Below are 25,661 nucleotides of genomic sequence, written 5' to 3'. Positions count from 1 at the left end.
GTCTGCACCTCGCCCAGCCCCCCACGTACCGCTCACCGAAGGAGACCGCGCCCCGATGTCCGGCCCCGAGTACAAGTACGTAGAAGCCCCGCTGATCGCGCAGCTCACCCACCACACCATGGGCTGGCGGCATGCGGTGGGGAATCAGGGCACGCAGTTGCAAGAGCCCGGCGAGGAGCCGTACGTCCGGCAACGGACGGACAGCGCGCTGCTCACCGGAATACTTCGGCGTCGGCTGGACCAGCTGAACCGGATGCCGGACGGGGCGGCGTGGCTGGACGACGCCCGCGCGGCCGTCGCGATCTCCGCGCTCAGCAAGGGCGGCGCGCCCGGCGGCGGGCTTATCGCCGCCAACGAGGCGGCGACCGAGGCGCTGGTCGAGGGCGTCGCCGTCCCTGGCGTGGACGGCTGGGACGGCGGGCGGGCGCAGAAAGTGCGGTTCATCGACTGGGAGACGCCGGCGAACAACGACTTTCTCGTCGTCTCACAGTTCCCGATGACAATCCCCGGTGCGCGGGACGATCACGGCAAGCCCAAGAAGCTCATCGCCGACCTGGTGCTGTTCGTGAACGGCATCCCGTTGGTCGTCATCGAGTGCAAGAAGCTCAAAGCCGGGCAGGGCGACGCCCACAAGGCGATCCAGCAACTGCGCCGATACGCCAACCAGAAGCGGGAGTCGACCACTCCGGAGGGCAGCGAACAGCTGTTCCGCACAGTGCAGTTGACGATCGCAACCACGGGGGACACCGCTCTGCTGGGCACGTTCACCTCGCGACCCCAGGACTACGTGGTCTGGCGGCAGGCACACCCGCTCGTCGGGGACACGCACCCGCTCAGCACGAAGCGGGTGGCCAAGACGACGTACGACAAGGACGACGCCTTCGCCACCGCGCAGAAGGTCCTCGCCGCGGGGGTGCTGCACCCCCACCGCCTGCTCGACATCGTTCGAAACTTCGTCGTCTTCAAGGACGTCGAGGTCGCCGAAGGCCGCACCGCACGGGTGAAGATCGGCCCGCGCTACCAGCAGTACCGGGCCGTCTACAAGGCGATCGAGCGGTTGCGGACGGGCGAGACCAAGCAGGTGCATGGCAAGGAGGACAAGCGCGGCGGCATCGTCTGGCACACTCAGGGCTCGGGCAAGTCGCTGACCATGGTGTTCCTGGTCCGCAAGCTGCGCTCCACACCCGGCCTCGGCCACTTCAAGGTCGTCGTGGTCACTGACCGCAAGCAGCTCCAGAAGCAGCTCGCCGAGACGGCCGTGCTCGCGGGCGAGAAACCGGACATCGTCACTCGCGCGTCCAAGGTGCCGAAGGTCCTCGGTCTGGAGAACGCCGGCCTGGTTTTTGTCATGATCCAGAAGCAGCAGGACGCGGAGAAGGCCCGGCAGAACGCCGCAGACTCTCTCGCTCACCAGGGCACCCCCGGCTGGGGCCTGATCAACGACCGCGACGGCATCCTCATCATGGTCGACGAAGCGCACCGATCGCACGGCTCCGCCCTCCACCAAAACCTCATGGAGTCCCTGCCCAACGCAGCCCGGATCGGCTTCACCGGCACCCCGATCATCATGAACCACCGCAAGCTCACCACCACGACCTTCGGCGAGTTCATCGACACCTACCGCCTCAAGGACGCCGAGGACGACGGCGCCATCGTGCCCATCTACTACGAGGGCCACATCGCCAAGGGCGCGGTGAACGAGGGCGAGGCCCTGGACGAGGTGTTCCAGGAGGAGTTCGAAGAACTCACCGATGACCAGTACGACGAACTCCAGAAGCGGTATGCGAAGTCCTCGGCCGTCCTCAACGCCGACGACATGATCCGGCGCAAGGCGCGCCACATGCTGCGACACTACGTCGAGGGGGCCATGAAGGAGGGCCTCAAGGCCCAGGTCGTTGCCTACTCACGCGGCATCGCGGTCCGTTACCGGGAGGCTCTGTGCGACGCGCGCGACGAACTGGTCGCCGAAGTGGAGAAGGCCGCCACACCCCCGGCTCGCACTCTCGCCAGGGCCCAGGACACCCCGGCGGAGGAGCGTACCCCCAAGCAGCGACTGCTCGTCTCTGCCCACAAGCAGCTCACCCTGCTCAAGGCCATCGACTTCGTGCCGGTGATCTCCCCCGACTCCGAGGACGACCCGACGTGGACGTCCTGGTCCGACGGGAACGCCCAGGAGAACGCTGTTACGGCTTTCCGCAGCCCCTTCCCCAACCCCGCTGACCTGGCCCCTGAGTCCTCTAGGCCGGTAGCTGTCCTCATCGTCCGGACCATGCTGCTCACTGGCTTCGATGCGCCTATCGAACAGGTCATGTACCTGGACCGTCGGATGCGCGAGGCCGAGCTCCTCCAGGCCGTCGCCCGCGTCAACCGCACCTACGGGGAGAAGAAGCAGGCCGGTTTCGTCGTCGACTATGCGGGCGTGTCCGGGGCCCTCCTCGAAGCAATGGCCGCCTATGCCTCCGACGAAGCCGAGGGCGGGACCATCAAGATCGAAGTGGAGGAGAACAAGCTTGAGGACCAGTACGACGCTCTCCGCCACCATCTCGGTCTCACCCGGGAGCTCGTCGACCCCGCCGACACCGCCGCCGTACACCGGTTGGTGGACACCCTGGAGGACGAGGAGCGGCGCATCACCTACCGCAAGCTCCTTCGGGACTTCCTGAACACCTTCGATCTCCTCCTGCCACGCGAAGCCACGCGCCGCTATCAGCGGCCGGCCAAGCTCTTCGGGTTCATCGCCCAGGTGGCCAAACAGCGGTTCAGCGAGGAGGAGGACGGCTTCGACCCGTCCGCGTACGGCGAGCGGGTAGCCGAGCTGATCGACGAGCACGTCAAGGCGCTTGGCGTGGAGCGCGCGATAGAGCCCACCCGGCTCACCTCCGACGACTTTCGCACCAAGGTCGAACAGCTGCCGAGTTCCCGCGCCAAGGCGTCGATGATGGCGCACGCCGTGCGGAACCACATCGAACTCCACTTCCAGGAGAATCCCGTCGCCTACAACAAGCTCCGTGAACGCCTGGAGGAAATCCTCAAGAAGTACGCCGAGGACTGGGCCCAGCAACTCGATGCGTTCGAGGCGCTCTCCCAGGAGGCGCGGGATGTGACCGAGGGGCGTGGCTCGGGTCTGCCTGAGGACGTGCGCAGTCTCAGCAAGCTCGAGCAGGCCGTGTACCAGCAGCTGACCACCGTTGTCACGGACGGGGTCATCGCCGACGAGGTACGCCTTGACCTGATCGGGCTGGCGCGCGAAGTGCGGGCTGTTGCTGTACGGCACACCGCGCGGAAGGACCTGTTCTCCAACACGGCCGCGCTGCATGATCTGCAGAGCGATATCTGGATGCTCTTCGCCGTCAACGACCGCACTCATCCTGCTGCCGACAGTCTCGCGCCTGCGGTGCGGGAGATCATCCAGCACAACAAGAAGGACCTGTAACCCCCCATGCCCGACACCCCGGCCAAACCGCTGCAAGTGGGCGGTCTGGTCATCGACATCCACCCGGTACCCGGACGCACGAGCGTCCGGGTCACGGTGGAACGTGATGCGCGGGTCGTCGCGGCCGTGCCGCCTGGCGCGGACCGTGAGACCCTCGAAAGTCTCATCCGCACCCGCCTGCCCTGGCTCTACACCAAAGTCCGCGGCCGTGAGGCGGATGTGGAGCGGCGCCCGCGCCGCCGGTTCCTCGACGGCGAGGGCTTCTACTACCTGGGGCGCAGTTACCGGCTCAAGACCGTCGACGAAACGCCTCGCCCGGTAGCCCTGGTGGAAGGCAGGCTCAGGCTGCGACGAGACTGTAAGGACTCAGCCGGCGAGGCACTGGTGACCTGGTACGCGGAGCGGGGAAGACAATGGCTTCCCCGGCGTATTGGCCCATGGGCAGATTGCCTCGAGGCTCCGCCGACGGATCTGCTGGTGCGTCCCCTCGGCTACCGCTGGGGATCCTGCTCGGACCGGGGCGCGCTCAACATCCACTGGGCGGTCATGCAACTTCCCGCCGCACTCGTGGACTACGTGTTGGTGCACGAGCTGGCACACTTGCATGAGCCGAACCACTCGCCCAACTTCTGGCGGATGGTGGCCCGAGCTCTTCCCGACTACGAAGTCCGGCGGGATCGGTTGGAAGAGTGGGGGGCCGGCGTGTGGCTTCCCGAAGAGGTAACCCTCTCCCGTCCACCCGTCTGAAAAAGAACATTTAGCAGGGATCGCGACCTCGCCCCGGCCCCGCCTCTGAGGGCACGCGCGAGGAGCTCGAAGCCCGCGTACAGGCCCTGGCAGCCGAGCTGAAGTTCGGCCGCACCTTCTCGACCCCGCGACGAAGACCTGCTGGGACGGAGACGTGTCCACCGGTGTACTCAGCTCAGCGGCACCCTTCTTCGTGGAAATCGACCTCGGCCAGAACTGACCCACGCGCTGCTCAGCAGCCGACATCGCGTGAGCGATGCGTGAGCGACGCGTGAGCGGACGGCCTGATACAGGGCGGCATGAGCCGGGTCAAAGGGCTCGGCCTGGGGGTTCTGACCAGGGGAAACAGCACCGGCAGGCAGCACCGGCCACCCCCCGGCAAGGATTCGATCCCACTCCTAAAGCGGGTGTCGCAGGTTCGAATCCTGCCGGGGGCACAACGCGTCAGCGCTCTGAACTGGGGTTTCTCCCCCATGTGGGCGTCTTGTTCGGCCTCGGACCTCTGGTCCGGGGCCGTTTGCGTGAGCGGACGGGGGCCAGGCCCCGATGCCCCTCCCAAGGGATCAGCACTCACCCGGCCAGCACGATGGCGTGCGGCGACGGCGCGAGCCGGGCCCGGTAACGGCGGATGCCCCAACTGCGGTGCTCCAGCTCCGCTGCCACCAGCACCTCCGCCGTGTTCAGCCGGTCGGGCACGAGTTCCACCAGCGCGGCCACCGGATGGTCGCCGACCAACGGAGAACTCCTGACTCGGCGGAACTCCCACTGCGGATCCGGCTGGGAGGCGCCATGGCCGCGCACGATCCACTCGTCCCGCTCCGGCCCCGCGCCCGACGGCTTCTCCACACCCACGTCGAGCAGACCCGCCTTGACCGTGAAGCTCATGCCCACCCCGGAGCCGACGACCGGGCGGGTGCGCTCGCCAGGGTCGATCAGCCTCGCGACGGGCCGTGCCCGGCCGTCCGGGGTGGACAGTGCCACCCCCAGGGAGGCGTGGCGGAACGCACCTTTGGCGACCGGTGTCTCCGGACGGAACGAGCACACGATCACCAGTTGCCGGAACTCACGCTCGGGCGTCGCCTTGACGTAGGACGCCCACTGAGCGGGCACGCTCTCGTGGTCGGCGGGCAGCACGTCCCAGCCGAACGTGAGCCTGCCACGCAGCGGCTCGTCGTCGGCCGGGCTGCCGAGCGTGTGCTCCGGCACGAGTTCGACGTCGTGCAACCGGACCTCGGTCATGCCACGGCTCCCTTGCTCCGGCCCTGCAGGTAGGTGAACGCTCCCCAGTCACGGTAGTGGGGATGCCGTGCACGGGTGGCGAGTTGGGCCTCGCGGAAGGCGCGCTCCGGGTCCGTGCCGTACCCGATCCGCTGGTGCATGTGGTGGTAGAAGTACGTGGCCGGCTCCGGGCGTACGGGCCACAGACACCCGACGACGGCCTGCGCACCGGCGGCGATCAGTGCCGACGGGATGCCACGGACGTTGTCCGCGCGGTCGAATCGGCCCAGCGCGGACTCGCACGCGGCGAGGGTGACCAGACGGACACCGCGCAGGTCGGCCGCCAGGAAGTCGTAGGCGAAGACCCGGCCGTCGTCGTCACGGTCCGGGCTCAGGTGGAGGCAGTGCAGCCACGGCGCGTCCTGGTCCAGCGTCCCGTGTACGGCGATGTGGACCACGTCCGCCGTGGCCAGTTCGGCGAGCAACCTGTCGCGCGTGGCCGCGGGCCCGGTGACGGCGTCCGCGCGGACCGCGTCGGCGACGTTCCGCGCGTGCTCCTCCAGCGCCGGTTCGGCGTGCAGCCCGTAGGGCACGCCGCCCTCGGCGGAGGCCAGCACCGCGGTGCGGCGCGCCCGTACGGGGCCTGCGACCGGCGCCAGGGCTTCGAGACCGGCGATGGTGGTGACCGTCCAGTCGTCGGCGATCATCCGGTCCCCGGTGCGGCACAGCGGCAGCGGCAGGTAGTGCAGCGCGCCGTGCGGCCAGGCCAGGACCCGGTCCTTGCCCTGGGCCCGCCACCTGTCCCACAGTTCGCTGCCGCCGAGCGGTAGGTCGCCCGGCTGCCGCAGCAGTCGGTCGCCTTCCGGCGTCACGTCGCCGAACAGCGGGTCGCGTTCGACCTCCGTCCGGATCGCCTCGACCCGGTCCGCCACCGGGTGCCGGTCGTTGTTCTCGTCCGCGCCTTCGCCCAGGTGCACGACGAGCTCCCGGCCCTGTCTGGTGACGGCGAGCAGCACGGCCGCGCCGCTCACGGCGGCGGGCAGGAACCAGGTCAGCAGTACGGTCCGGTCGTCCAGCAGCTCGTGCGTCCTCGCCCAGAGGTGCTGGTCGTCGACGAGCGGTGCCGAGCGGCGACTCAGCTCATTGTCGATGAGCGACGAGACGCGCCACCGCACGTTCCGGGCGATCTGCCGAGTGTCGTGGCCCCCGGGACGGCGGTCGGATTCCAGTGCGTTGAGCAGGTACGGCGACGCGCCGGACGCTCCCTGGGAGGTGGCGGGCTCCTCCAGGTCGCGCAGCTTGCCGAGAAGGTGCTGGATGTGCGCGGGCAGCACGAGCGGGCCGTCGATCCGCCCCCAGGCGCCCAGTTCCGACCCCTTGCCCGCCTGGTGCAGACCGAGCATCAGTCCCAGCGGCAGGGTCCCGGCCTCCGCGGCGAGCTGCCAGAGCGCCGAATGCACGAGGTCCCGCAGTATCTCGCCGAGTTCGGGCGCGCGGCTCGTGTTGAAGTTCGGCACGGCCAGGATGATCGCGGACAGCGCCGCCTCCAGTTCTTCGCCGCGGAGGTCGCCCATCTGCTGCACGAACGGCACCAGGCTCGCCCGCGCCAGTTCCTCGAGGCCGAGCGAGGCGTAGCCGAGTGCCGCGTACGTGTAATGACCCCACGGGAACGGGACAGGACTGGAGACCGGCTCGCCCGCCTGGGCCGACTGAAGGTACAGGTCCGCCGTCAGCAGCCTGGCTTCTTCGCCGCGCATGTCGCCCGCCTGCCTCAGGAGGGTCAGCCCCAGCACGGGCTGCCGCCGGTCGCGGGCGTGGGCGGCCGTGTGCAGCAGCGCCGCCGACCGTTGCGCCGGGGTCCAGGATGGTGGGAACGACGCCGTGAGCGGGTGGTCGGGGCCCGGGCAGTCGGTGGGGTCGTCGGGCAGCACGTGGAGCCGTGCCTCGGTCAACTGTCTGCGGTGCGGGGGGTCCCAGCGGACGCCCAGCCGCTCCGCCCAGTCCAGCACGGTGCGCAGCAGCGGCCGGTCGGCTCGTTCCCGGGCCAGGTTGACGCCCTGGCTGATCACCTTCGCGGTGACGTCGCTGCCATGGGCGGCGACGAAATCGGCCAAGGACGACCCGAACACCGCCCTGGGCAACCCGTCGGCCAGGCCCGGGGGAATTCCGTCCACCACCCTGAGCAGGAACAGGGCGACGTCCGGGTCGTCGGCGGTGGACGCATCCAGCCAGGCCGACAGCGCGGCGGCGACGGCGTCCCGGTGAACTCCCGCCTCGTCCGCGAGGATCTGCGCCAACAACGCCAGGAGGCGGGGCTTTCGCGTACCGCCGTCCAGCTCCAGCGCGCGCCCCACCAGGTGTCCCGCCTCCGCCACCAGCCGGTGGGACTCGGCTTGGAAGGGCTCCTCGTCGGTGAACCACGTGCGGTACAGCTCCGCGTCCAGCCGAGCGGACCAGACGGTACGCATCCCGCGGGCGTAGTGGTCGGCGGCGAAGTCCTCCGCTCCCCGGGTGGCCATCCGTAACCGGGCGGCGGCCAGTAACCCGGCTTCCAGTTCGGCCGGGTCGCTCAGCTTGTCGATCAGGCGGGACCCCATCGCGTCGGCTTCCTCGAACACGGCGCGATCACACCGGTCCGCCACCAGGTGGACGGCCGACTCGACGGTACGGAGCGCCGCGTCCCGCCAGGCGGCCTCCGCCCCGCACGCGTCGGCGACCTCGGCGACCAGCCTCCAGTAGACGTACATGAGCTCGACCAGACCGCGGTGGTCGAGGAACTCGTCCCGGAAGAGCAGTTCCACCATCGCCTCGGCGGGCAGCGCTTGGTCCGTGTGTTCCGCCAAGGCTTGGCGCGTCTTCTCCAGTTGGCGCGCCCGCTGCTTCGCCTGGGACAACGACAGGACCCGGTCGCACGCGTCATGGGCCAGCTCCATCAGCGTGCCGACGGGGTCGACGAGGAACCTGACCGTCGGCGCGCCGTCCTCCTCATCACGCGGTTCGCGGCCCGGCTCGCCGAAGCGCACGGGGCCCGCGCACACCATCCCCTGCCGCGTCTCGAAGTCGAGCGCGGCGATCGGATCGTCCATGGCAGGCAGCACGTGGGAGACGACCAGCATGACCGAGCCGGAGGCGATCGCCGTCTCCTGCCAGCCCGGCGGCTCTTCCAGGCGAAGGTCGTGCACGAAGGACGCACCGTCCGGGCTGCGGACGGACAGCACGCCTCCGCCGTCCCGTGTGACACACCACCGTTGATCAACCGGGCGGCCGAACGGCAGTTCGTTCAGCGAGAGGAGCGCCGGGAGGCCCCACCAGCCGTTCGCGCGGGTGAACAGGCTGCCCCCGGCCCCGCCACCGGCGGTGAACGGGCTGATGCCGGCCAGCCCTACCGCCAGTCCGGCATGCCGGACACCGTCCACCTCCACCATGAACGCCCACCCGGTGATGTCCCGCGACAGCCGCACGCCGTTCCCCTCGCGTCAACCGCTCATCGACGGGTCCCACCTTGGCACGACCTGTGAAGACCTCGTGTTTATCTGGCTCTTACTTTTGCTGTAACGTGCGCGCGTTCGATCTTTCGTTCAACTTTCCTAGAAAGAACGCCGATGACCGCTCCGACGCCCCCCGCTGCCCCGAAGGACCCTCAGTTCCCGCAGGAGCAGCCCGCATACGGGGCGGCGCCCGTGCCCGCGCCCGCAGCGCCTGCCAAGTCGGGCAAGTTGAAGAAGTTCCTCGGCATCGTGGTCATGCTGATAGCCGCGGTGGCCGTGAAGTTCGGCATCGCGTACGCCTTCAACTCCCCCGTGCACGCGGAGGCGGGTGACTGCGTCCGGGTCACCGGCTCGGAGAACAACCCCGAGGTCGACACCAAGGACTGCACCGACAAGGACGCCAACTACAAGGTGCTCAAGGTCGTCAAGGACACCTTCGACGTCAACGCCTGCACCGTCGGCGAGGCCGCGCTCGCGCAGGAGTGGGACGCGGAGAAGTTCGTCCTCTGCCTGGACCCGGTGAAGAAGTAGCCCCCGCGGGCTGGGCGGTGGTCAGCCGTCCAGCCCGGCACGGCGGTTCATCCACGCCGCCACCACCGCGCCCGACAGGTTGTGCCAGACGGAGAACACCGCCGCCGGGAGAGCCGTCAGCGGCGTGAAGTACGAGGCCGCCAGCGACGCCGCCAGACCCGAGTTCTGCATGCCGACCTCGAAGGCCATGGCACGGCTCGCGGGACGGTCCAGCCGGGCGGCGCGGGCGGCTCCGTAGCCGAGGGCCAGGCCGAAGGCGTTGTGGAGGACCACCGCGAGCAGGACGACCGCCGCCGCGTCCTTCAGCGCGGAGGCGCTCGCCGCCACCACGATCAGCACGATCACCGCCACCGTCCCGGCCGACAGCCAGGGCAGGGCGGGGAGGCAGCGTCGGACCACGGGGGCGGCCAGGCGGCGGACCAGGAGTCCGGCCACCACCGGGACCAGGACCGTCTTCAGGATGTCGACGACCATCGGGCCCGCCTCGACGTCCAGCATGTGCCCCGCGAGCAGCAGGACCAGGTACGGGGTGACCAGCGGGGCGAGCAGCGTGGAGACCGTCGCCACCGACATGGACAGCGCCACGTCACCCCTGGCCAGGAACGTCACCACGTTGGACGCCGTACCGCTCGGCGTGCAGCCGACCAGGATGACGCCCACCGCCAGCGCCGGGGGCAGGTCCAGCAGCTCGGCGATCGCCCAGCCGAGGCCCGGCATGATCACGTAGTGGGCCACCAGCCCGAGCGCGACGGCCCAGGGACGCCTGACCACGCCCTGGAAGTCCGCCGACGTCATCGTCAGGCCCATGCAGAACATCACGACGCCGAGCAGGTACGGCACCGCCGTCTTGCCCTCGGCGAACGTCGACGGCATCAGCATCCCGAGGGCGCCCGCGGCGAGCACCAGCAGGGGGAAGACGGTCACGGCCCGTTTCGCGGTGCGGTCGGCATCCGCCGTACCGGTCACGTCAGTTGTCACCTCGGCCGGAACGACCCGGCTCCCTGAGTCCCGCACTTACCGCTCCCGCGTCCGCCGCCCTGTCCTCGCGCACGCAAGCCGCACGCCCCCAGATCGTGCCAGACACGCGCACTTCCGTGTAGGGCCCACCTATCGCGTCCCCGCCGCCCCCGCACATCCCACACACCGTGTGGTCGCCGGGCGCACCTCCAGCCGTTCCGCCGGGATGGTCGCGCCGCAGGTCTCGCAGATGCCGTAGCCGCCGTCCGCCAGGCGGGTCAGCGCGTCGTCCAGGTGCTCCAGGTGGGTGCGGGCCCGGGTGAGGAGGGAAGCGACGTGGGCTCGTTCGAAGGCGGTGCTGGAGCCGTCCGGATCGTGTTCGTCATCGACAGCGACCAGCGCGTTCGCCTCCACGATCGCGGTGAAGTCCCTGTTCAGGGCCTCGATCTGGGTCTCGGTCGCCGCGCGCTCCGCCAGGAGGCGGGCCCGGATCTCGGTCGCCTTCGGGGCATTCTCCGGCGCATCGGTCATTCATGCTTCAGCGTCCACCGGGGCGACCGTATTCCGGGCCGGTACCCGCCCCGCCAGCGCCAGTCCCAAGGTCACCGCCACCGACGCCCCCGCCATCACCGTCATCCCCGTCGTCGGAGAGGTGATCTGGGCCAGCGAGCCCGCCACCCCCGCGCTCACCCCCTGCATGGTCAGCATGCCCGCCGAGTGCAGCCCCAGGGCGTGGCCCGCCAGCGCGTCCGGGGTCAGGGACATCAGCCGCTCCTGCTGCACCAGACTCGCGCCGAACCCCACGGAGGCCACCGTCACGCACAGCAGCGCCACCGGCAGCGGAGGGTGCGCCGCGAAGGCCAGGTACGGCACCGCGAGGACCAGCAGCAGCGGTATCGCGAGGTGCGCCCGGACCGCCGGGGGCAGGAGGCGGCCCACCGTCACGTCTCCGACCAGCATCCCCACCGCCGCGCAGGCGAACAGCGTGCCCGCCGAGCCGGGCGCGTACGACACGAACAGCGACTCGCAGCCGACGACCAGGCCGTTGGGCACCCAGAGGCCCAGGTAGGTGAGGCGGCGGGGGCGGGCGGACCACAGGACGGCGTTGGTGTGCCAGGTCGCCGCCACGGACGGGCGGCCGGTGTCGCGGGGCGGGCGGGCGGTGAGGCCGAGGCGGAGGGTCAGGGCGGTGGTCAGGTACAGGGCGGCCGCGAGCAGCAGGCAGACGCGCGGGGAGAGTACGGCCAGCAGGAGCCCGCCGGTGGCGTAACCGGCCGTCTGGGTCAGGCCGTTCATGATGTTGAAGAGGGAACGCCCTGGCAGATAGCCGTCCTTGGTGAGGATCTCGTTCAGCAGACCCCAGCGGACGCCGCCGCCCAGTGCGGCCACGAGGCCCAACAGGAGTACTACGGCGAGGAGTACGCCGGGCGGCAGGCCCGGTACCGCCTGGAAGGCCGTGCCCGCCGCGAAGGCGGCCGCGATGGCGGACAGCGCCGTACGCGGGGGCAGCCGGTCAGAGCCGGAGAGCAGCAGGGTCGCGCCGACGACCTGGGCCAGGGCGGGGCCGAACATGCTGAGCGCCGAGAGCAGCGGGGAGCCGGTGGCCCGGTAGACGAGGGTGCCGAGCGCGAGTCCGCCCATCGTCTGGGCGGCGGTCTGCGTGGAGGAGGCGAGGAAGAGCGGGGTGAACTCCGGTGTGCGGAACAGGGATCGGTAGCTGGGCATGCGGGGAGTCTCGGCCGCGCGTCCGGGTGCTCGTTATTGTTTCGCCGGGCGGCGAAAGGTGGGGCGGGGCATGGGGTGGTGGCTGCTCGACGCGGACACGCTGGCCCGCAGCCGGTTCGTGATCTCCCCGCTCGCCGAGACCTTCGCCAACCTCAAGCTGCTGCACGCCGCCACCCCCGCCCACCCCGGCGAGCGGGAGTGGCTGCGCGCCCATCTCCCCGCGTACCAGGCCCGGTTGGCGGCGGACCCCGTCACCGCGCGCCTGATCCGCGCCGGGCTCGGCCGGGACTGGATCGCCGACTTCCTCACCCCAGCCCCGCGCGACGGCGAGACCTTCGCCGAGGAGGTGGACCGGGTACGCGCCGCCCGCCCCGCCGAGGCCCGCGCCAACCTGCTGCTCTCCCTGGCGGGCCCGCTGCCCGCCGTACTGGACCGGGACGATCTGCCCGAGCGGGCGGCCGTGCTGCTGGAGTGGGTGTGGGAGGAGACGGTACGGCCGTACTGGGAGCGGCGCAGACGGGTGCTGGAGGCGGACGTGCTGGCGCGGACCACGCGGATGGGGCGGGGCGGCTGGGCCGGGGTGCTGGACTCGCTGCGGCCGGGGACGCGGTGGCTCGGGGAGAGCCGGTTCCAGGTGAATCTGCGGACCTACCCGCCCCGCGAGATCTCCGGCGCCGAACTCGTCCTCGTCCCGGTGACCCCGCAGCGGCAGGGCTGGGTGTCGTGGGAGGAGCGGGAGCGGTACGCGCTGGTCTACCCCTGCGCCGGTGCCCTCGCCGGACGGTCCGAGCGTCCGGTGCCCGCGAGCCTGGGCACGCTGCTCGGTCCGGCCCGTGCGAGCGTCCTCACCCTGCTGGCGTCCCCCTTGAGCACCACCCAGCTCACCGCGCTGACCGGCCAGACGCTCGGCTCAGTCGGCCGCCATCTGAAGGTGCTGCGCGAGTCCGGCCTGATCACCCGGCGCCGCGCGGGCCGCTCGGTGCTGTACTCGCGGACGGCGGCCGGGGAGGTCCTGGTGGAGGCCGGGCGGGCGGGGCCTAGGCTGCCCGCATGACGACCAGCGACAACACCTCTTCCCCCCTCGACGTCGAGATCGGCGCCCTCAAGGGCGGTTCCGCCGAGCTGGCCCGGTACGCCGGGCAGGCCGTGCTCGTCGTGAACGTGGCCTCCAAGTGCGGGCTGACCCCGCAGTACACGGGCCTGGAGCGGCTCCAGGAGCGGTTCGGCGGGCGGGGCTTCACCGTGCTCGGCGTGCCGTGCAACCAGTTCATGGGCCAGGAGCCCGGCTCCGCCGACGAGATCGCGGAGTTCTGCTCGGCGACCTACGGCGTGACCTTCCCGCTCACCGAGAAGGTGGACGTGAACGGCGACGCCCGCCACCCCCTCTACGACCGCCTCACCGGCTTCGCCGACGCCGAGGGCCACACCGGCGACATCCGCTGGAACTTCGAGAAGTTCCTGATCGGCCGCGACGGCCAGGTCGTCGCCCGCTTCGCCCCGCAGACGGAGCCGGACTCGGCGGAGGTCGTCTCCGCGATCGAGGCGCAGCTCGGTTGACCTTGCCGGCTCTCGCCGAAGGCACTGCGCTGACATGGATGAAGCCCCCTCGGCAAGGACGGCGACCGGTCGAGGGGGCTTCACGGGTGGTGCTTGTGCTGTTGTGATCGTCGAAGCAGCGGTCACGTGCTTCTACGCGGTGGGACCGGGGCCGGAGCCCTACGCCTTGACCGAGGCCACGAAGGCGGTCCACGCCGTGGCGGGGAACGCCAGGACGGGCCCCTCGAGGTCCTTGGAGTCGCGTACGGCGAGTGCGGCTGCGGTCGGCGACTTGACCTCGACGCAGGCGCCGTTGCCCGCGGAATAGGAGGACTTCATCCACGTCTCCGTCGCGCCCTGAATCAGTGCCATGTCCACTCCTGTTGCGAGTTGCGGTGGTGCGGTTCGCGCCAACCCTTGCGAGCGATTGGCGTGATCGACGCTACCGGCCAACCGCCCTGCTCGCAGGGGCCGTTCACTCAAGCGGGTGGCATATTCCAAGCGAGCCGTCACGGGGGTGGGGCGACGGTGTACGATCCCTCGCCCCACCTGTCGCAGCCCTACTGGGCGAACCTCTTGGCCGCGTCCTGGATGAACCGCTGGGACTGCTCCACCGGGAGCGCCTGGGCACGCAGGTGCTCGTACATCACGGCGTACTTCTGCACGTCCGGCGCCTTCTCCAGGTAGAGGTCACTGGTGACGCCCTCCAGGTAGACCACGCTGGAGTCGGCCGCGTCGGCGAACTCCAGGATGGCGTACTGGCCGTTGAGCCCCGGATGCGCGCCGACCTCGAAGGGGAGCACCTGCACGGTGACGTGCGGGAGCTGGGACAGCTCGATCAGGTGCTCCAGCTGCTCGCGCATGATGAGCTTGCTGCCGACGACCCGGTGCAGCGCGGCCTCGTCGAGCACCACCCACAGGCGCAGCGGGTTGCTCTCGTCGGTGACCCGGTCCTGCCTGCGCATCCGGACCTTGACGCGCTTCTCGATCTCGGCGGTCGAGGTCTCCGGCAGCGCGCCCCGCACCAGCGCCTCCGCGTACGCGCGGGTCTGCAACAGGCCGGTCACCAGCTGGGGTTCGTACACGCGCAGCGACTGCGCGTCGGTCTCCAGCCCGATGTACACGCTGTACGGGATGTCGCCGAACGTGTGCCACCAGCCCTGCTGGCGGGAGTCGCGGGCCATCTCCATCAGTGAGTCGACCACCCTCTGATCCTCGACCTCGTACACCCCGCACAGATCGCGGACGTCGCGCTGGCTGATGCTGCGACGGCCGTTCTCCAGCCTGCTGATCTTCGACTGCGACACCAGGAGACGGTCGGCGACCTCTTCGGCCGTCATGCCCTTGAGCTCACGGAGCTTGCGCAGCTCCTGGCCCAGTCGGCGCCGCCTGACGGTGGGATTGACATTGGACGCCACGGGACGCGCACCTCCGGCTGGCTGCCTGTATCTGACACTTTGTGTATCTGCTGTTGAGCAGACTGCCACCATGGGGGTTCTACCGCTGGGAAACGTCGGATATGCGGCGCCTACCCGGTAGTTCGGGGTACGGACCGGTCGGCGACCTGGTATGGGCACAAGCGGCGGAGCGGGCCGGGGGACCCCCGTGGGTCCGCCCGTCCCGCCCGTCAACTCGCCCGCGGCCGAGGGGGATCGCCCCCGGCCGCGCCGTTCAGTGTGCCGCCGCTCGGGCCATCGAGCCGTGGTGCGGCTGCATCGGGACCCCGCGCGCGGGTTCCCCGGCGCCCGGTCCGGGCTGCCGCCCGGCGGGGGCCTGACCGCGCCGCGACTGGGCGCCCACACCGTTCTGCACGTCCATCACGGCGTGCGCGACCAGGCCGCCCATCGGGTCGTGCCGGATCAGGTCCCTGAGCCGGGAGCGGGACGAGCGTCCCTCGTTCCCCGGGTACAGGTGCTTGCCCAGGCCGACCGCGTGGGCAAGCGCGGCGAGCGCGGCGGTCCGTGGGTCCGGTGGTACGCCGGTGCGGATCGCGGAGTCGAGCCTCCCGCGGATCTCCCGGCTGATACCGGTGTCCGTCGCCTGGTACCGCGTGGTCGGCAGTACGCCGCACATCTGGCCCGGTACGGCGGCCACCATGCCGCACCTTTCCAGGTGCGACAGATAGGTCTGGCGCAGGCCCAGCCGGGGCCCGCCTATCCAATGGACGGCCCGTACCGGAGCGCCGCGCCTTCGCAGCAGCTCCAACGCGCAGTCCAGAGTCGGATCTCCTGTCGGCCGTGGCACCACCACGGCGATACGATCCCCGTCTGGGGCTATCCGTCCGGCCAGCGCCAGCTCCACTAGCTGCGCACCGGCCAGACCGAGGTCGAGCGACTGCGGCTGCGCAGTGGTACCCGTGGCCGGGTCCAGTGCGAGCATCAGCAGCTCTTCCGGAAGTGTTCTGCGGCTCCTGGCCATCCATGCCTCCCCGCGTGGATGAATGACAGGGTGACGCCTCTCACATTCATCTGTCGAGAGCGCGTGCCTGGTTCGTGGGGGAACCGGCAGGTATGTCGTTCTCGTCTGTCTCTACGGGCTGACCCCCACACAGGACACTGGTACATGGTTCGGACAGGGCGCGCGAGTGCGCGTGCGGCGCATGAGGAGGCATCGGTGGCGGGCGAGTCCCCCGACAGGTCGAAGCAGCACGAGGCGTCAGTGGAACCGACGTCGGGGAGCGGGAGTTCGGTGCCGGCGGCCCGTGAATCCGACTCCGTGGGTTCAGCCGGGGTGACTGCTGCCGCTGACTCGACGGGTCCCGTGGCGGATGAGGAACTCCGCGAGGCCGTCTCGGCGTGGGTCCGTCCCTCCGGCGGCCCGGCGAAGGGCGGCTCCTCGGCTTCCGGCAAGGGGGCCGAAGCGGCCAAGGCCGCGAAGTCGTCGGGTGGTTCGGACGCGAAGGGCGATGCGGAGGAAGGTTCCGGCACCGCCGAGAGCGGCACCAAGGACGGCTCCGAGGACGCGAAGGACGCCGAGAGCGCCGCCGCCGTACCTGACGACACGTTCAAGGACTCGCGCGACGACGCCACGGACGCCGCTGACGGCACGTCCGAGGGCTCGGACGAGGCTGCCCCGGCCGAGGACGGCGCGGACGCCCCAGAGGGCGCGTCCAGCCCCGCTGAGGGCGCCGGGGAGGACGACGCCGAGAGCGGCACCCCCTCCGACGGCCCCTCGGCCGCGAAGGACGACACCGAGGCCACGGACGACGACGCCTCCGGCTCCGCCGAGGACGCCGAGACGGACGCACCCGCGCCCGCCGCCGAGAGTGACTCCAAGCCCGCACCCGACGACGGGGAGAAGGCCGAGCCCAAGGCCGCCGTCCTCCCCGACGCCGAGGACTCCGAGGACGCCGAGGTCTCTGAGGCGGACGCACCCGCCCCGGCCGCCAAGAGTGACTCCAAGCCCGCACCGGACGGCGAGGACAAGGCCGAGCCCAAGGCCGCCGCCCTTCCGGATGCCGAGGACGACACCGAGGACGCCGAGAAGGACGGCCCCGCGCCCGCCGCGAAGGGCGACGCCGAGCCCGCACCCGAGGGCGAGGACAAGGCCGCCCCCCTCCCGGATGCCGAGGACGACTCCGAGGACGCCGACGAGGACGAGGCCGCCCCCACCGCGAAGCCCGACGGGACCCCCGAGGACTCCGCCAAGGGCACCCCCCTGCCCGCCCCCGAGGGCAAGGGCAAGGGCGACGCCGAGCCCGACGACTCCCCCGAGCCCGACGGCAAGGCCCCCGAGGCCGATGCCAAGAAACTCGTGGACACCCCCACCACCGCGCTCAAGGCCCCCACGGCCAAGAAGCGGGAGGTGGACCAGCCGACGACCATGCTCAAGGTCGGCGGCAAGGCCAAGCCCTCTCCCGCCGAGCAGGAGGCGGAGCGGACGAGCAAGTTCGTCGCGCTGAAGCCCGACCTCAAGGCGTCGCAGGCACGCGTCGAGGAGACGCGGGCCGTGCCGCAGGTCGGGCCGGAGCGGACGACGCAGCAGCCGTTGCCGCCACGGCCCCCGCTGGACCTGCTGGCGGAGCTGACGAACACGCCCCCGCCGCCGGAGACGCACGTACGCACGCTGGTGCGGCGGGTCAAGATCTGGACGCCGCTGGTGCTCCTGCTGGTGGTGATCCTGGGCGTCGTCCAGGCGATGCGCCCCCTGCCGCAGCCCACGCTCGCGCTGACCGCGAAGGACAGCTTCACCTTCGAGGGCGGCAAGTCGGACATCCCGTGGCCGGCCGACGGCCAGGCGGCGATGGACGTGCAGGGCATCGGCTCGTTCGGCTCGTCCGGCTCGGGCAAGCCGGTGCCGATCGCCAGTGTGGCGAAGGTGATGACCGCGTACCTGATCCTGCGCGACCACCCGCTGAAGAGCGGTGCCGAGGGCCCGAAGATCTCGATCGACAAGGCGGCGCAGGCCCAGTCGAAGGCGGGCCAGGAGTCCACCGTCGACGTCACCGAGGGTGACAAGATCACCCAGCGGGAGGCGCTGGAGGGTGTGCTGATCGCGTCCGCGAACAACGTGGCGCGACTGCTCGCCCGCTGGGACGCGGGCTCGGAGAAGGCGTTCGTGGCGAAGATGAACGCCGCCGCCAAGGGCCTCGGCATGAGCGGGACGACGTACACCGACCCCTCGGGTCTGACGAACTCCACCGTGAGCACCGCCGTGGACCAGGTGAAGCTGGCCAAGGCGGCGATGACGCAGCCCGCGTTCCGCGAGGTCGCGGCGATGATGTCGTACACCGACTACAAGGGCACGTACCACTCCAACTGGAACCAGCTGGTCGGGCACAACAACGTCGTCGGCATCAAGACCGGCACCACCACCTCCGCGCTCGGCAACCTGGTCTTCGCCGCGAAGCAGGAAGTCGGCGGCGAGACCCGGATGATCATCGGCGCGGTGCTGCGGCAGCCGCCGAGCAAGCGGGACAACAGCATCCTCAGCGCCGCCATGGACAGCAGCGACGCGCTGATCCGGGCGGGGCAGGGCGCGCTGAAGTCGGAGACGGTGCTGAAGAAGGGCACGGTCGTCGGGTACGTGGACGACGGCCTGGGCGGCGAGACCCCGGTCGAGGTCACCGAGGACGTGAAGGCGGCCGGCTGGGCGGGGCTGAAGGTCAAGCTGTCCTTCACCTCGGGCACGATCCCGCACATCGCGAAGGCCGGTACCGAGGTCGGTTCGCTGACCGTGGGTGACGGCTCCTCGGCCGGTGCCGTGAAGGTGCCGGTGGCGCTCCGCGCGGACCTGGCCGAGCCGGGCCTCGGAGCCAAGCTGACCCGCGTCGGCTGACCCGGGCGCCGACCCCCGCCCCACCCGCTGTTTCCGCACCCCGCCGTCCGCGTTCCCGCCTCGGGAGCCGGGCGGCGGGGTGCGTGCTAGCGTCACGAAACGGGGCAGGTCACCGAGGACCGCGCCGGGCCGCGCAGGGGGCCGAGAACGGAAGACGGGACACGGGGAGTGCCTGACGTGGCGACAACCGAGCCGAAGCGCGCCGAGAACGCCGAGCCGGACCCGGCGTCCGACCCCCGGATACCCGGCCCGCCGCCCCCGGAAGGCACCGCGAGCGCTCTGGACGCCCTGCGCGCCCGCGTCCGCGAGCACCCCGTGCTGTCGGTGACCCTGCTCGCGGGCGTCCTGCACATCATCTGGTTCTTCACGTTCGCCAACAGTGGCGGCGACCTCGCGGCGCAGGACGCGTGGGCGGAGTTCGTCGGACGGCACCCGGACTCGGCGTACAACCTCGCCTGGTACGGCGGCATGCACCCGGTGTCGTACAGCGTGGTCTCGCCGTATCTGATGTCCGTGCTCGGGGTGCGGACCACGATGATGATCGCCGGTACCGGCTCGGCAGCCCTGCTGACCATGATCCTGGTGCGCAGCCGGGTGGTGCGCAATCCGCTGTGGGCCGCGCTCGCCGGGGTGTTCGCGCTGGTGGCGAACGCCGTCTCGGGCCGGGTGACGTTCGGGCTCGGCATGCTGTTCGCGCTGGGCGCGGTGGCGGCGGTGTTCTGCTGGCCGTACGGAGGCCGGTACGAGCGCTGGGCCAAGCCGATGGCCGCGGCGCCGCTGGCCGCGCTGGCCGGGATTCTCGCGCTGCTCGGCGGGGCGCTGTCCGGGTGGGTGATGTACGCGCTCGCGGCGCTGTTCGCGGCGGGCGCGGTGGCGGTGGTGTGCTGCTGGCCGTACCGGGGTCGGTACAAGCGCTGGGCGAAGGCGCTGGCGGCCGCGCCGCTGGCCGCGCTGGCCACGATGGCGTCTCCGGTCGCGGGGCTGTTCGTGGGGCTGACGGCGGTCGCGCTGTTCCTGCAGAAGCGGCGGCCGGGCGCGTTCGCGCTGGGGCTGGCGCCCGCGGTGGTGGTGGGCGCGTCGGCGTGGCTGTTCCCGTTCTCCGGGACGCAGCCGATGACGTTCGGCTCGGTGATCATGCCGTTGCTGTACGGGCTGCTGTGCCTGTTCCTGGTGCCCAAGGAGTGGGTCACGGTCCGGCTGACGGCGGGTGTGTACAGCCTGAGCGTGGTCCTGGTGTGGCTGATCAGTTCGCAGATCGGCTCGAACATCTCGCGGCTGCCGATGCTGTTCGCGGGGGTGGCCCTGGTGGCCGCGCTGCCGTTCACGGCCCCGCGGTCGCGCCGCTGGTACGTGACCGTGCTGGCGCTCGCCGGGTTCGTCGGCTGGATCGGCTTCAAGTCGGTGGACGACGTGATCCACACGACCCCGGCCGCGTCCTGGGCGCGTGAGCTGGCACCGCTGGTGCACCAGTTGCAGCGGGCGGACGCGGAGAAGGGCCGGGTGGAGGTCATCCCGGTCCGCTCCCACCGGGAGGCGTCCGCGCTGGCGCCGTACGTGAACCTGGCGCGCGGCTGGAACCGCCAGGCCGACATGGAGCGCAACCCGCTCTTCTACGACGACACGCTCAACTCGGCGAACTATCACGAGTGGCTCCAGCGGTGGGCCGTGCGGTACGTGGTGCTGCCCCGCGTGGACGACCCGGACGGCGACGGCGGGGTGCGCGAGCGGGAGCTGGTGCTGCGCGGGATGCCGTACCTGGACCGGATCTGGAGCGACTCCAACTGGCAGCTCTACCGGGTGACCGACCCGGCGCCGCTGGCCGAGCCGAACGCCGTGGTGCGGCGGGCGGAGCAGGGCGAGATGACGCTGGACGTGCGGAAGCCGGGGCGGATTCTGGTCCGGGTGCCGTACTCGCCGTGGCTGAGCGTGGTGGACGAGCACGGGAAGAGCCTGGCGGCGCCGCAGGAGACCGAGGAGTCCAAGCAGCGCCCGGAGGGTTCCCCGAAGTCGTTCGTCAACGTCAACGGCTGTCTGCGGGAGACCCCGGTGGACGGTGCGGGCGACCGCTGGACGGTGCTGCTGGCGCCGAAGGCGGGCACGTACCACCTGGCGGCGCCGTATCAGCTGCCGCGCGGGACGCCCTGCCCGGACGAGCTGAAGTAGCGGGGCCGGGCGGCCTGGCCGCCCCCCTGCTGCCGTTCATGTATCTGAACCACAATCACAGAACCGAACGATTTTACCGTCCCTTGACTCGACGGTTCCTTGCCGCGCGTCCATGTTCAAACCCAGAGTTCACATGCCTGACTGGCTGATGCCGGTGGCCGGACCCTGGGAGGGCAGACATGAACGGTCTCGACTGGGCGGTGCTGATCGGCTATTTCGGGGTGATGGTGGCGATCGGGTTCTGGTCGCACCGGCGGGTGGACGACGTGGGGGACTTCTTCACCGCCGGGGGCCGGATGCCGTGGTGGCTGTCCGGGATCTCGCACCACATGTCGGGCTACAGCGCGGTGATGTTCACCGGGTACGCGGGCATCGCCTACACCTACGGGGTCACCTCGTACGTGACCTGGTCGTTCCCCATCGCGCTGGGCATCGCCATCGGCTCCCGGCTGTTCGCGCCGCGCATCAACCGGCTGCGCTCGCGGCTCGGGGTGTCCTCGCCGCTGGAGTACCTGAAGAACCGGTACGACCTCACCACCCAGCAGGCGCTGGCCTGGTCCGGGATGCTGCTGAAGATCGTGGACGTGGGCGCGAAGTGGGCGGCGATCGCCACGCTGCTGTCCGTCTTCACCGGGGCCTCGCTGAACCAGGGCATCCTGATCACCGGCGCGGTGACCGCCGTGTACTGCACGATCGGCGGACTGTGGGCGGACGCGCTGACCGAACTGGGCCAGTTCGTCATCCAGTTGCTGGCCGGGGTGGCGATGTTCGTCGCGGTGGTGCTGAAGCTCGGTGACCGGCACATCGGGGTGTTCGGCGCCTTCGACGAGCCCGCGCTGCGCGGCCACGGGGAGCCGCTGGCGGGGCCGTACGGGACGGTGTTCCTGCTGGCGTTCCTGTTCATCAAGCTCTTCGAGTACAACGGCGGGATGCTCAACCAGGCCCAGCGGTACATGGCGACGCGTTCGCCCCGCGAGGCCGAGCGGTCGGCCCGGCTCTCGGCGCTGCTGTGGCTGGTGTGGCCGGTGGTGCTGTTCTTCCCGATGTGGATGGCCCCGCTGCTGGTCCACGCGCAGAAGCCGGACGGCTCGGACGCGTACGCCCTGATGACCGAACAGCTGCTCCCGCACGGGCTGTTGGGCCTGGTCGTGGTCGGCTTCTTCTCCCACACCATGGCCATGTGCTCGTCCGACGCCAACGCCATCGCGGCCGTGTTCACGCGGGACGTGGCTCCGGTGCTGTCGCGGCGGGCGCGCGGGTGGGGCGAGCGGGCGGGTCTGCTGGCGGCGCGGGTGACGACGGTGGTCTTCCTCGGCCTGTCGATGGCGGTGGCCACCCAGGTGGACTCCCCCGCGTTCAAGGACATCATCACGGTGGTCATCAAATGGGTGGCCGGGCTGATGGGCCCGATCGCCATCCCGATGATGCTGGGCCTGCTCCGCCCGTTCCGCCGCTCGGGCCCGACGGCGGCACTGACCGCCTGGGCGGCGGGGTTGCTGGCGTTCTGGCTGGTCAACTACCCGATCAATTGGCAGGTGTCCGGCGGGGTACCGCTCCAGTACCAGGTCTCGGTACCGCTCGCGGTGTCCCTGGTCCTGTACGTCGTGATCGGCTGGATCAAGCCGGAGGACACCCCGGAGCGGCTGGCGGTCATCGACCGGGTCAACTCGGACGGCGGCGGCGCGGCGAGGGTCCCGGCGCCGGGGCCCGCGGGGGACGACGTGGTGGGGGTGCCGGGGAAGGAGTGAGGGTTGCTGGACCGGGCGGCCCGGTGGGACCGTGGAGGGGTGACGGCTGGCTGCCCTGCGTCCGACGGGGGATGACGCGGAGGTCCCACAAGGTGCGAGGGTCTCAGGCGCGCGGGTAGCGGGCCAGCCAGCCGGGGGCGGAGCCGGCCGGGGTGTGCAGGGCGGGGCCCTGGGTCATCTCCATGGCGAAGTCGTCGGCGAGTTCGAGGATGGTGGGGCGGCCCTCCAGCTCCGGGAGCCAGGCCGGGGGCAGGGCCGTCTCGCCGTGCAGGGCGCCGAGGAGGCCGCCGGTGAGGGCGCCCGCGGCGGCGGAGGGGCCGGGCTGGTTGACGGCGAGGCAGAGACCGTGGCGTACGTCCTCGCCGACGAGCGCGCAGTACACGGCTGCGGAGAGGAGGCCGTCCGCCGTGCCCTCTCCCGCCAGCTCCGCCACCCGCTCCGGGCTCGGCAGCCCCTGCCGTACGGCGCCCAGCGCGCGCTGGAGGGCGCCGGTGACGGGCTCGTGGCCGGGGCGGGCGGCCAGCAGCGCGAGGGTGGCCTGCACGGCGCCGTCCAGGCTCTCGCCGCGCGCGAGGGCGTGCACGATGACGGCGTACGCCCCCGCCGAGAGGACCGCCACGGGGTGGCCGTGGGTCTGGGCGGCGCACTCCAGCGCCAGTTGGACGACGAGCTGCGGCTCCCAGCCGACCAGCAGCCCGAAGGGAGCCGAGCGGGCGACTGCCTCCGGGCCCGCCTCGCCGGGGTTCTTGGGGCGTTCCAGCGTGCCCATCACGTCGTTGCCGAGCCCCAGCAGCAGGGCCCGGGTGGGGCCCCGGCGGGCGTACAGCCACTCCTCGCGGGCAAGCCAGCCGTCCTCCGCCCGGCGCTCGTCCGGACCCCAGTCCCGTTGAGTGGCGGCCCAGCGCAGGTACGCCCGGTGCAGATCGGTCGGCGGGTGCCAGGCGCCGGTGTCGCGGCGGACCTGGGCGCGGATGAGGCCGTCCACGGTGAACAGGGTGAGCTGGGTGTGGTGGGAGACGGTGCCGCGTCTGCCCTGGCCGGGGGCGAGGTCGGTCAGGCCCTCGGGGCCGTGCGCGGTACGGATCGCGTCCAGGTCCAGCGCGTCGACCGGTGCGCCGAGGGCGTCCCCGATCGCGGCACCCAGCAGCGTTCCGCGTACGCGGCCGCGGAAGTCCTGCTGCTCGGCACGACCCCAGACGGCGCCGCTCGCCGCACCCATCCAGCCCTCCTCGCACCACCCGTCCGCCCGCACGACGGTCAGCACTGTAATGGACCCGGAACGGTCTGATCGGCGCGGTGAACGATCTCCTCCGGACCAATACCGGTCAAGAACGGCTGCTTCAGCTCGGCCCACACGGTCTTGGCCCCGGCGGGCGCCTCGACCACCCCCCACCGGTCCGCGTAGGCGGCGACGATGCGCAACCCCCGTCCACCGTCGCCGAGTTCGCCCGACTCCTCCGGTACCCGGGGACGCCTCTCCCCCCGCGCATCGGTCACCTCGACACGGAGCGTGCCGTCGTCCTCCCGCCGCAACTCCAGCCGGAAGTCCCGCCCGGGGACCCTGCCGTGCAGCACGGCGTTGGCCGCCAGCTCGGCGACGACCTGCGTGGCCGCCTCGAACGGCATCCCCCACTCGTCGAGTTGCCGCTCCGTGAGCAGCCGGGCGAGCCGGGCACCCCTCCGCGTCGCGGACAGCTGAATCCGCAGCCGTGATTTCTCATTCATGTCACCCAGCGTGGCCGCCCTTCCCTACTCTGAACAGCGACGACCACGGTACGCAGGGTGACTGTACGGGTGGCCGGAGCAGCGGTACGGCTGGTACGAGGCAAGGGGGCACGGGTGGAGGACGAGGAGGCCGAGGCCGTACTCAAGGCGGTCGGCCGACAGATCAAGGCATGGCGAGAAGCAGCGGGTCTTCGCCAGGTGGAGCTGGGCGCCGCCATCGGGTACGGGGAGGAGATGGTGTCCTCCGTGGAGCGGGGGCGCCGGGTGCCCAAGCCGGACTTCCTGGACCGCACGGACGAGGTCGTGGGCGCGGGCGGCAAGGTGTCCGCGATGAAGGAGGACGTGGAGCGGGCTCGGTATCCGAAGAACGTACGGGACCTGGCGAAACTGGAGAGTGAAGCGACCGAGCTTGGGGCCTACGCCGCCCTGCACCTGCACGGCCTGCTGCAGACACCCGAGTACGCCCATGCTCTGTATGCGATGAGGCGCCCCTCCTACACGGAAGAAGAAGTGGACCGCCTCGTCTCCGCGCGCATGGCGCGCAAGTCCGTCTTCGAGCTCGTTCCGCGCGTCCTGATCACGTTCGTACAGGAAGAGGCGACGCTCCGACGGCCGGTGGGCGGCAAGGTGGTGCTGCGGAAACAGCTCGAACACCTTTTGGAGATGGGCGGGTTGCGGCACGTATCGATCCAGGTGGTGCCCACGGACTGCGAGGACCACGCGGGAATGATGGGCTCGTTCCGGGTGCTGAAGCTCCGGAGCGGCAAGACACTCGGCCACACGGAGGGACAGCTCTACAGCCGAGTGATCAGCGATCCCAGGGAGGCCCAAATCCTGGAGATGCGCTATGGAATGATCCGGGCGCAGGCCCTCTCGCCCCGGGAGTCAATGGCCTTCATCGAGAAAGTGCTGAAATGCGAGACATGAACGCCCTGGAATGGTTCAAGAGCAGCTACAGCGGCAACGACGGCCCCGATTGCGTCGAAGTCGCCCTCACCCCCGACCGCATCCACATCCGGGACTCCAAGGCTGCGGAAGGCGATCAGGTCACCATCTCCGGACAGAGCTGGACGGAGTTCGTCGCGCACGCGGGCCAAGCCCGTTGAGCCATTG

General features: G+C 70.8%; 20 protein-coding genes. 10 read left to right on the top strand and 10 right to left on the bottom strand.

Annotation, left to right across the window (positions count from 1 at the left end):
* Nucleotides 1-55: 55 nt before the first annotated feature.
* Both ACIPPM_RS26145 and ACIPPM_RS26140 read left to right on the top strand, forming a co-directional pair.
* A complete protein-coding gene (locus ACIPPM_RS26145) occupies nucleotides 56-3,433 on the top strand; it encodes a type I restriction endonuclease subunit R (protein WP_401452158.1) in 3,378 nt (1,125 codons plus the stop codon).
* Between the two features lie 6 nt (nucleotides 3,434-3,439).
* A complete protein-coding gene (locus tag ACIPPM_RS26140; RefSeq protein WP_401452156.1) occupies nucleotides 3,440-4,180 on the top strand; it encodes a M48 family metallopeptidase in 741 nt (246 codons plus the stop codon).
* A 570-nt stretch (nucleotides 4,181-4,750) separates the two neighbouring features.
* Here ACIPPM_RS26140 and ACIPPM_RS26135 read toward each other — a convergent pair.
* Nucleotides 4,751-5,419, bottom strand: coding sequence for a hypothetical protein (locus ACIPPM_RS26135; protein ID WP_401452154.1), 669 nt, complete (start codon nucleotides 5,417-5,419; stop codon nucleotides 4,751-4,753).
* Entirely contained in the window at nucleotides 5,416-8,859 is a 3,444-nt protein-coding gene (locus ACIPPM_RS26130) for a CHAT domain-containing protein (protein WP_401452152.1), read from the bottom strand. The genes ACIPPM_RS26135 and ACIPPM_RS26130 overlap by 4 nt, the downstream gene beginning before the upstream one ends.
* Before the next feature lie 141 nt (nucleotides 8,860-9,000).
* Here ACIPPM_RS26130 and ACIPPM_RS26125 point away from each other — a divergent pair, with 141 nt between their 5' ends.
* Complete coding sequence (locus ACIPPM_RS26125) at nucleotides 9,001-9,417, top strand: hypothetical protein (protein ID WP_401452150.1); 417 nt, start codon at nucleotides 9,001-9,003, stop codon at nucleotides 9,415-9,417.
* A 21-nt stretch (nucleotides 9,418-9,438) separates the two neighbouring features.
* Here the strand turns inward: ACIPPM_RS26125 and ACIPPM_RS26120 are convergent, their stop codons facing one another.
* The 3 genes from ACIPPM_RS26120 to ACIPPM_RS26110 all read right to left on the bottom strand — a co-directional run bounded on the left by ACIPPM_RS26120 (nucleotide 9,439) and on the right by ACIPPM_RS26110 (nucleotide 12,099).
* Nucleotides 9,439-10,383 carry a bile acid:sodium symporter family protein gene (locus ACIPPM_RS26120; RefSeq protein ID WP_401452148.1) on the bottom strand — a complete coding sequence of 315 codons (945 nt, stop codon included), beginning with the start codon at nucleotides 10,381-10,383 and terminating at the stop codon, nucleotides 9,439-9,441.
* A 141-nt stretch (nucleotides 10,384-10,524) separates the two neighbouring features.
* Nucleotides 10,525-10,905 (bottom strand): TraR/DksA family transcriptional regulator, encoded by a 381-nt coding sequence (locus ACIPPM_RS26115; protein ID WP_401452146.1) that lies wholly within the window; start codon nucleotides 10,903-10,905, stop codon nucleotides 10,525-10,527.
* Nucleotides 10,906-12,099, bottom strand: coding sequence for an MFS transporter (locus ACIPPM_RS26110; protein ID WP_401452144.1), 1,194 nt, complete (start codon nucleotides 12,097-12,099; stop codon nucleotides 10,906-10,908).
* Between the two features lie 70 nt (nucleotides 12,100-12,169).
* On the opposite strand from ACIPPM_RS26110, the gene ACIPPM_RS26105 reads away from it, so the two are divergent.
* Together ACIPPM_RS26105 and ACIPPM_RS26100 are read left to right on the top strand one after the other, a co-directional pair.
* The gene (locus tag ACIPPM_RS26105; protein WP_401452142.1) at nucleotides 12,170-13,153 is read left to right on the top strand and encodes a helix-turn-helix domain-containing protein; all 984 of its coding nucleotides are present in this window, start codon (nucleotides 12,170-12,172) and stop codon (nucleotides 13,151-13,153) included.
* Entirely contained in the window at nucleotides 13,150-13,656 is a 507-nt protein-coding gene (locus tag ACIPPM_RS26100; RefSeq protein ID WP_401452140.1) for a glutathione peroxidase, read from the top strand. Before ACIPPM_RS26105 ends, ACIPPM_RS26100 begins: the two co-directional genes overlap by 4 nt.
* Nucleotides 13,657-13,815: 159 nt before the next feature.
* Here the strand turns inward: ACIPPM_RS26100 and ACIPPM_RS26095 are convergent, their stop codons facing one another.
* The 3 genes from ACIPPM_RS26095 to ACIPPM_RS26085 form a co-directional block, all read right to left on the bottom strand.
* Complete coding sequence (locus ACIPPM_RS26095) at nucleotides 13,816-14,007, bottom strand: DUF397 domain-containing protein (RefSeq protein ID WP_401452138.1); 192 nt, start codon at nucleotides 14,005-14,007, stop codon at nucleotides 13,816-13,818.
* 188 nt (nucleotides 14,008-14,195) lie between these two features.
* A complete protein-coding gene (locus tag ACIPPM_RS26090) occupies nucleotides 14,196-15,053 on the bottom strand; it encodes a helix-turn-helix domain-containing protein (protein WP_401452136.1) in 858 nt (285 codons plus the stop codon).
* 253 nt (nucleotides 15,054-15,306) lie between these two features.
* Nucleotides 15,307-16,053: a GPP34 family phosphoprotein gene (locus tag ACIPPM_RS26085; protein WP_401452134.1), complete on the bottom strand. Its 747-nt coding sequence runs from the start codon at nucleotides 16,051-16,053 to the stop codon at nucleotides 15,307-15,309.
* A 144-nt stretch (nucleotides 16,054-16,197) separates the two neighbouring features.
* Here ACIPPM_RS26085 and ACIPPM_RS26080 point away from each other — a divergent pair, with 144 nt between their 5' ends.
* From ACIPPM_RS26080 to ACIPPM_RS26070, 3 genes are all read left to right on the top strand, one after another.
* Nucleotides 16,198-18,912 (top strand): D-alanyl-D-alanine carboxypeptidase, encoded by a 2,715-nt coding sequence (locus ACIPPM_RS26080; protein ID WP_401452132.1) that lies wholly within the window; start codon nucleotides 16,198-16,200, stop codon nucleotides 18,910-18,912.
* 177 nt (nucleotides 18,913-19,089) lie between these two features.
* Entirely contained in the window at nucleotides 19,090-21,075 is a 1,986-nt protein-coding gene (locus ACIPPM_RS26075; RefSeq protein ID WP_401452130.1) for an MFS transporter, read from the top strand.
* Between the two features lie 179 nt (nucleotides 21,076-21,254).
* Entirely contained in the window at nucleotides 21,255-22,823 is a 1,569-nt protein-coding gene (locus tag ACIPPM_RS26070; protein ID WP_401452128.1) for a sodium:solute symporter family protein, read from the top strand.
* A gap of 103 nt (nucleotides 22,824-22,926) precedes the next feature.
* On the opposite strand, the gene ACIPPM_RS26065 is transcribed toward ACIPPM_RS26070, so the two are convergent.
* Nucleotides 22,927-24,042 carry an ADP-ribosylglycohydrolase family protein gene (locus tag ACIPPM_RS26065; protein WP_401452126.1) on the bottom strand — a complete coding sequence of 372 codons (1,116 nt, stop codon included), beginning with the start codon at nucleotides 24,040-24,042 and terminating at the stop codon, nucleotides 22,927-22,929.
* A gap of 38 nt (nucleotides 24,043-24,080) precedes the next feature.
* Nucleotides 24,081-24,548: an ATP-binding protein gene (locus tag ACIPPM_RS26060; RefSeq protein ID WP_401452124.1), complete on the bottom strand. Its 468-nt coding sequence runs from the start codon at nucleotides 24,546-24,548 to the stop codon at nucleotides 24,081-24,083.
* 114 nt (nucleotides 24,549-24,662) lie between these two features.
* Between ACIPPM_RS26060 and ACIPPM_RS26055 the strand changes: the two genes are divergently transcribed.
* Nucleotides 24,663-25,475 (top strand): helix-turn-helix domain-containing protein, encoded by an 813-nt coding sequence (locus tag ACIPPM_RS26055; RefSeq protein ID WP_401452122.1) that lies wholly within the window; start codon nucleotides 24,663-24,665, stop codon nucleotides 25,473-25,475.
* Nucleotides 25,472-25,654, top strand: coding sequence for a DUF397 domain-containing protein (locus ACIPPM_RS26050; RefSeq protein ID WP_401452120.1), 183 nt, complete (start codon nucleotides 25,472-25,474; stop codon nucleotides 25,652-25,654). Before ACIPPM_RS26055 ends, ACIPPM_RS26050 begins: the two co-directional genes overlap by 4 nt.
* Nucleotides 25,655-25,661: the final 7 nt, after the last annotated feature.

The sequence above is a fragment of the Streptomyces sp. NPDC090119 genome, from assembly GCF_044747085.1.
GTDB lineage: Bacteria > Actinomycetota > Actinomycetes > Streptomycetales > Streptomycetaceae > Streptomyces.
Note: the sequence above shows the minus strand (reverse complement) of the source record. Positions and strands in the feature narration are given on the sequence as shown.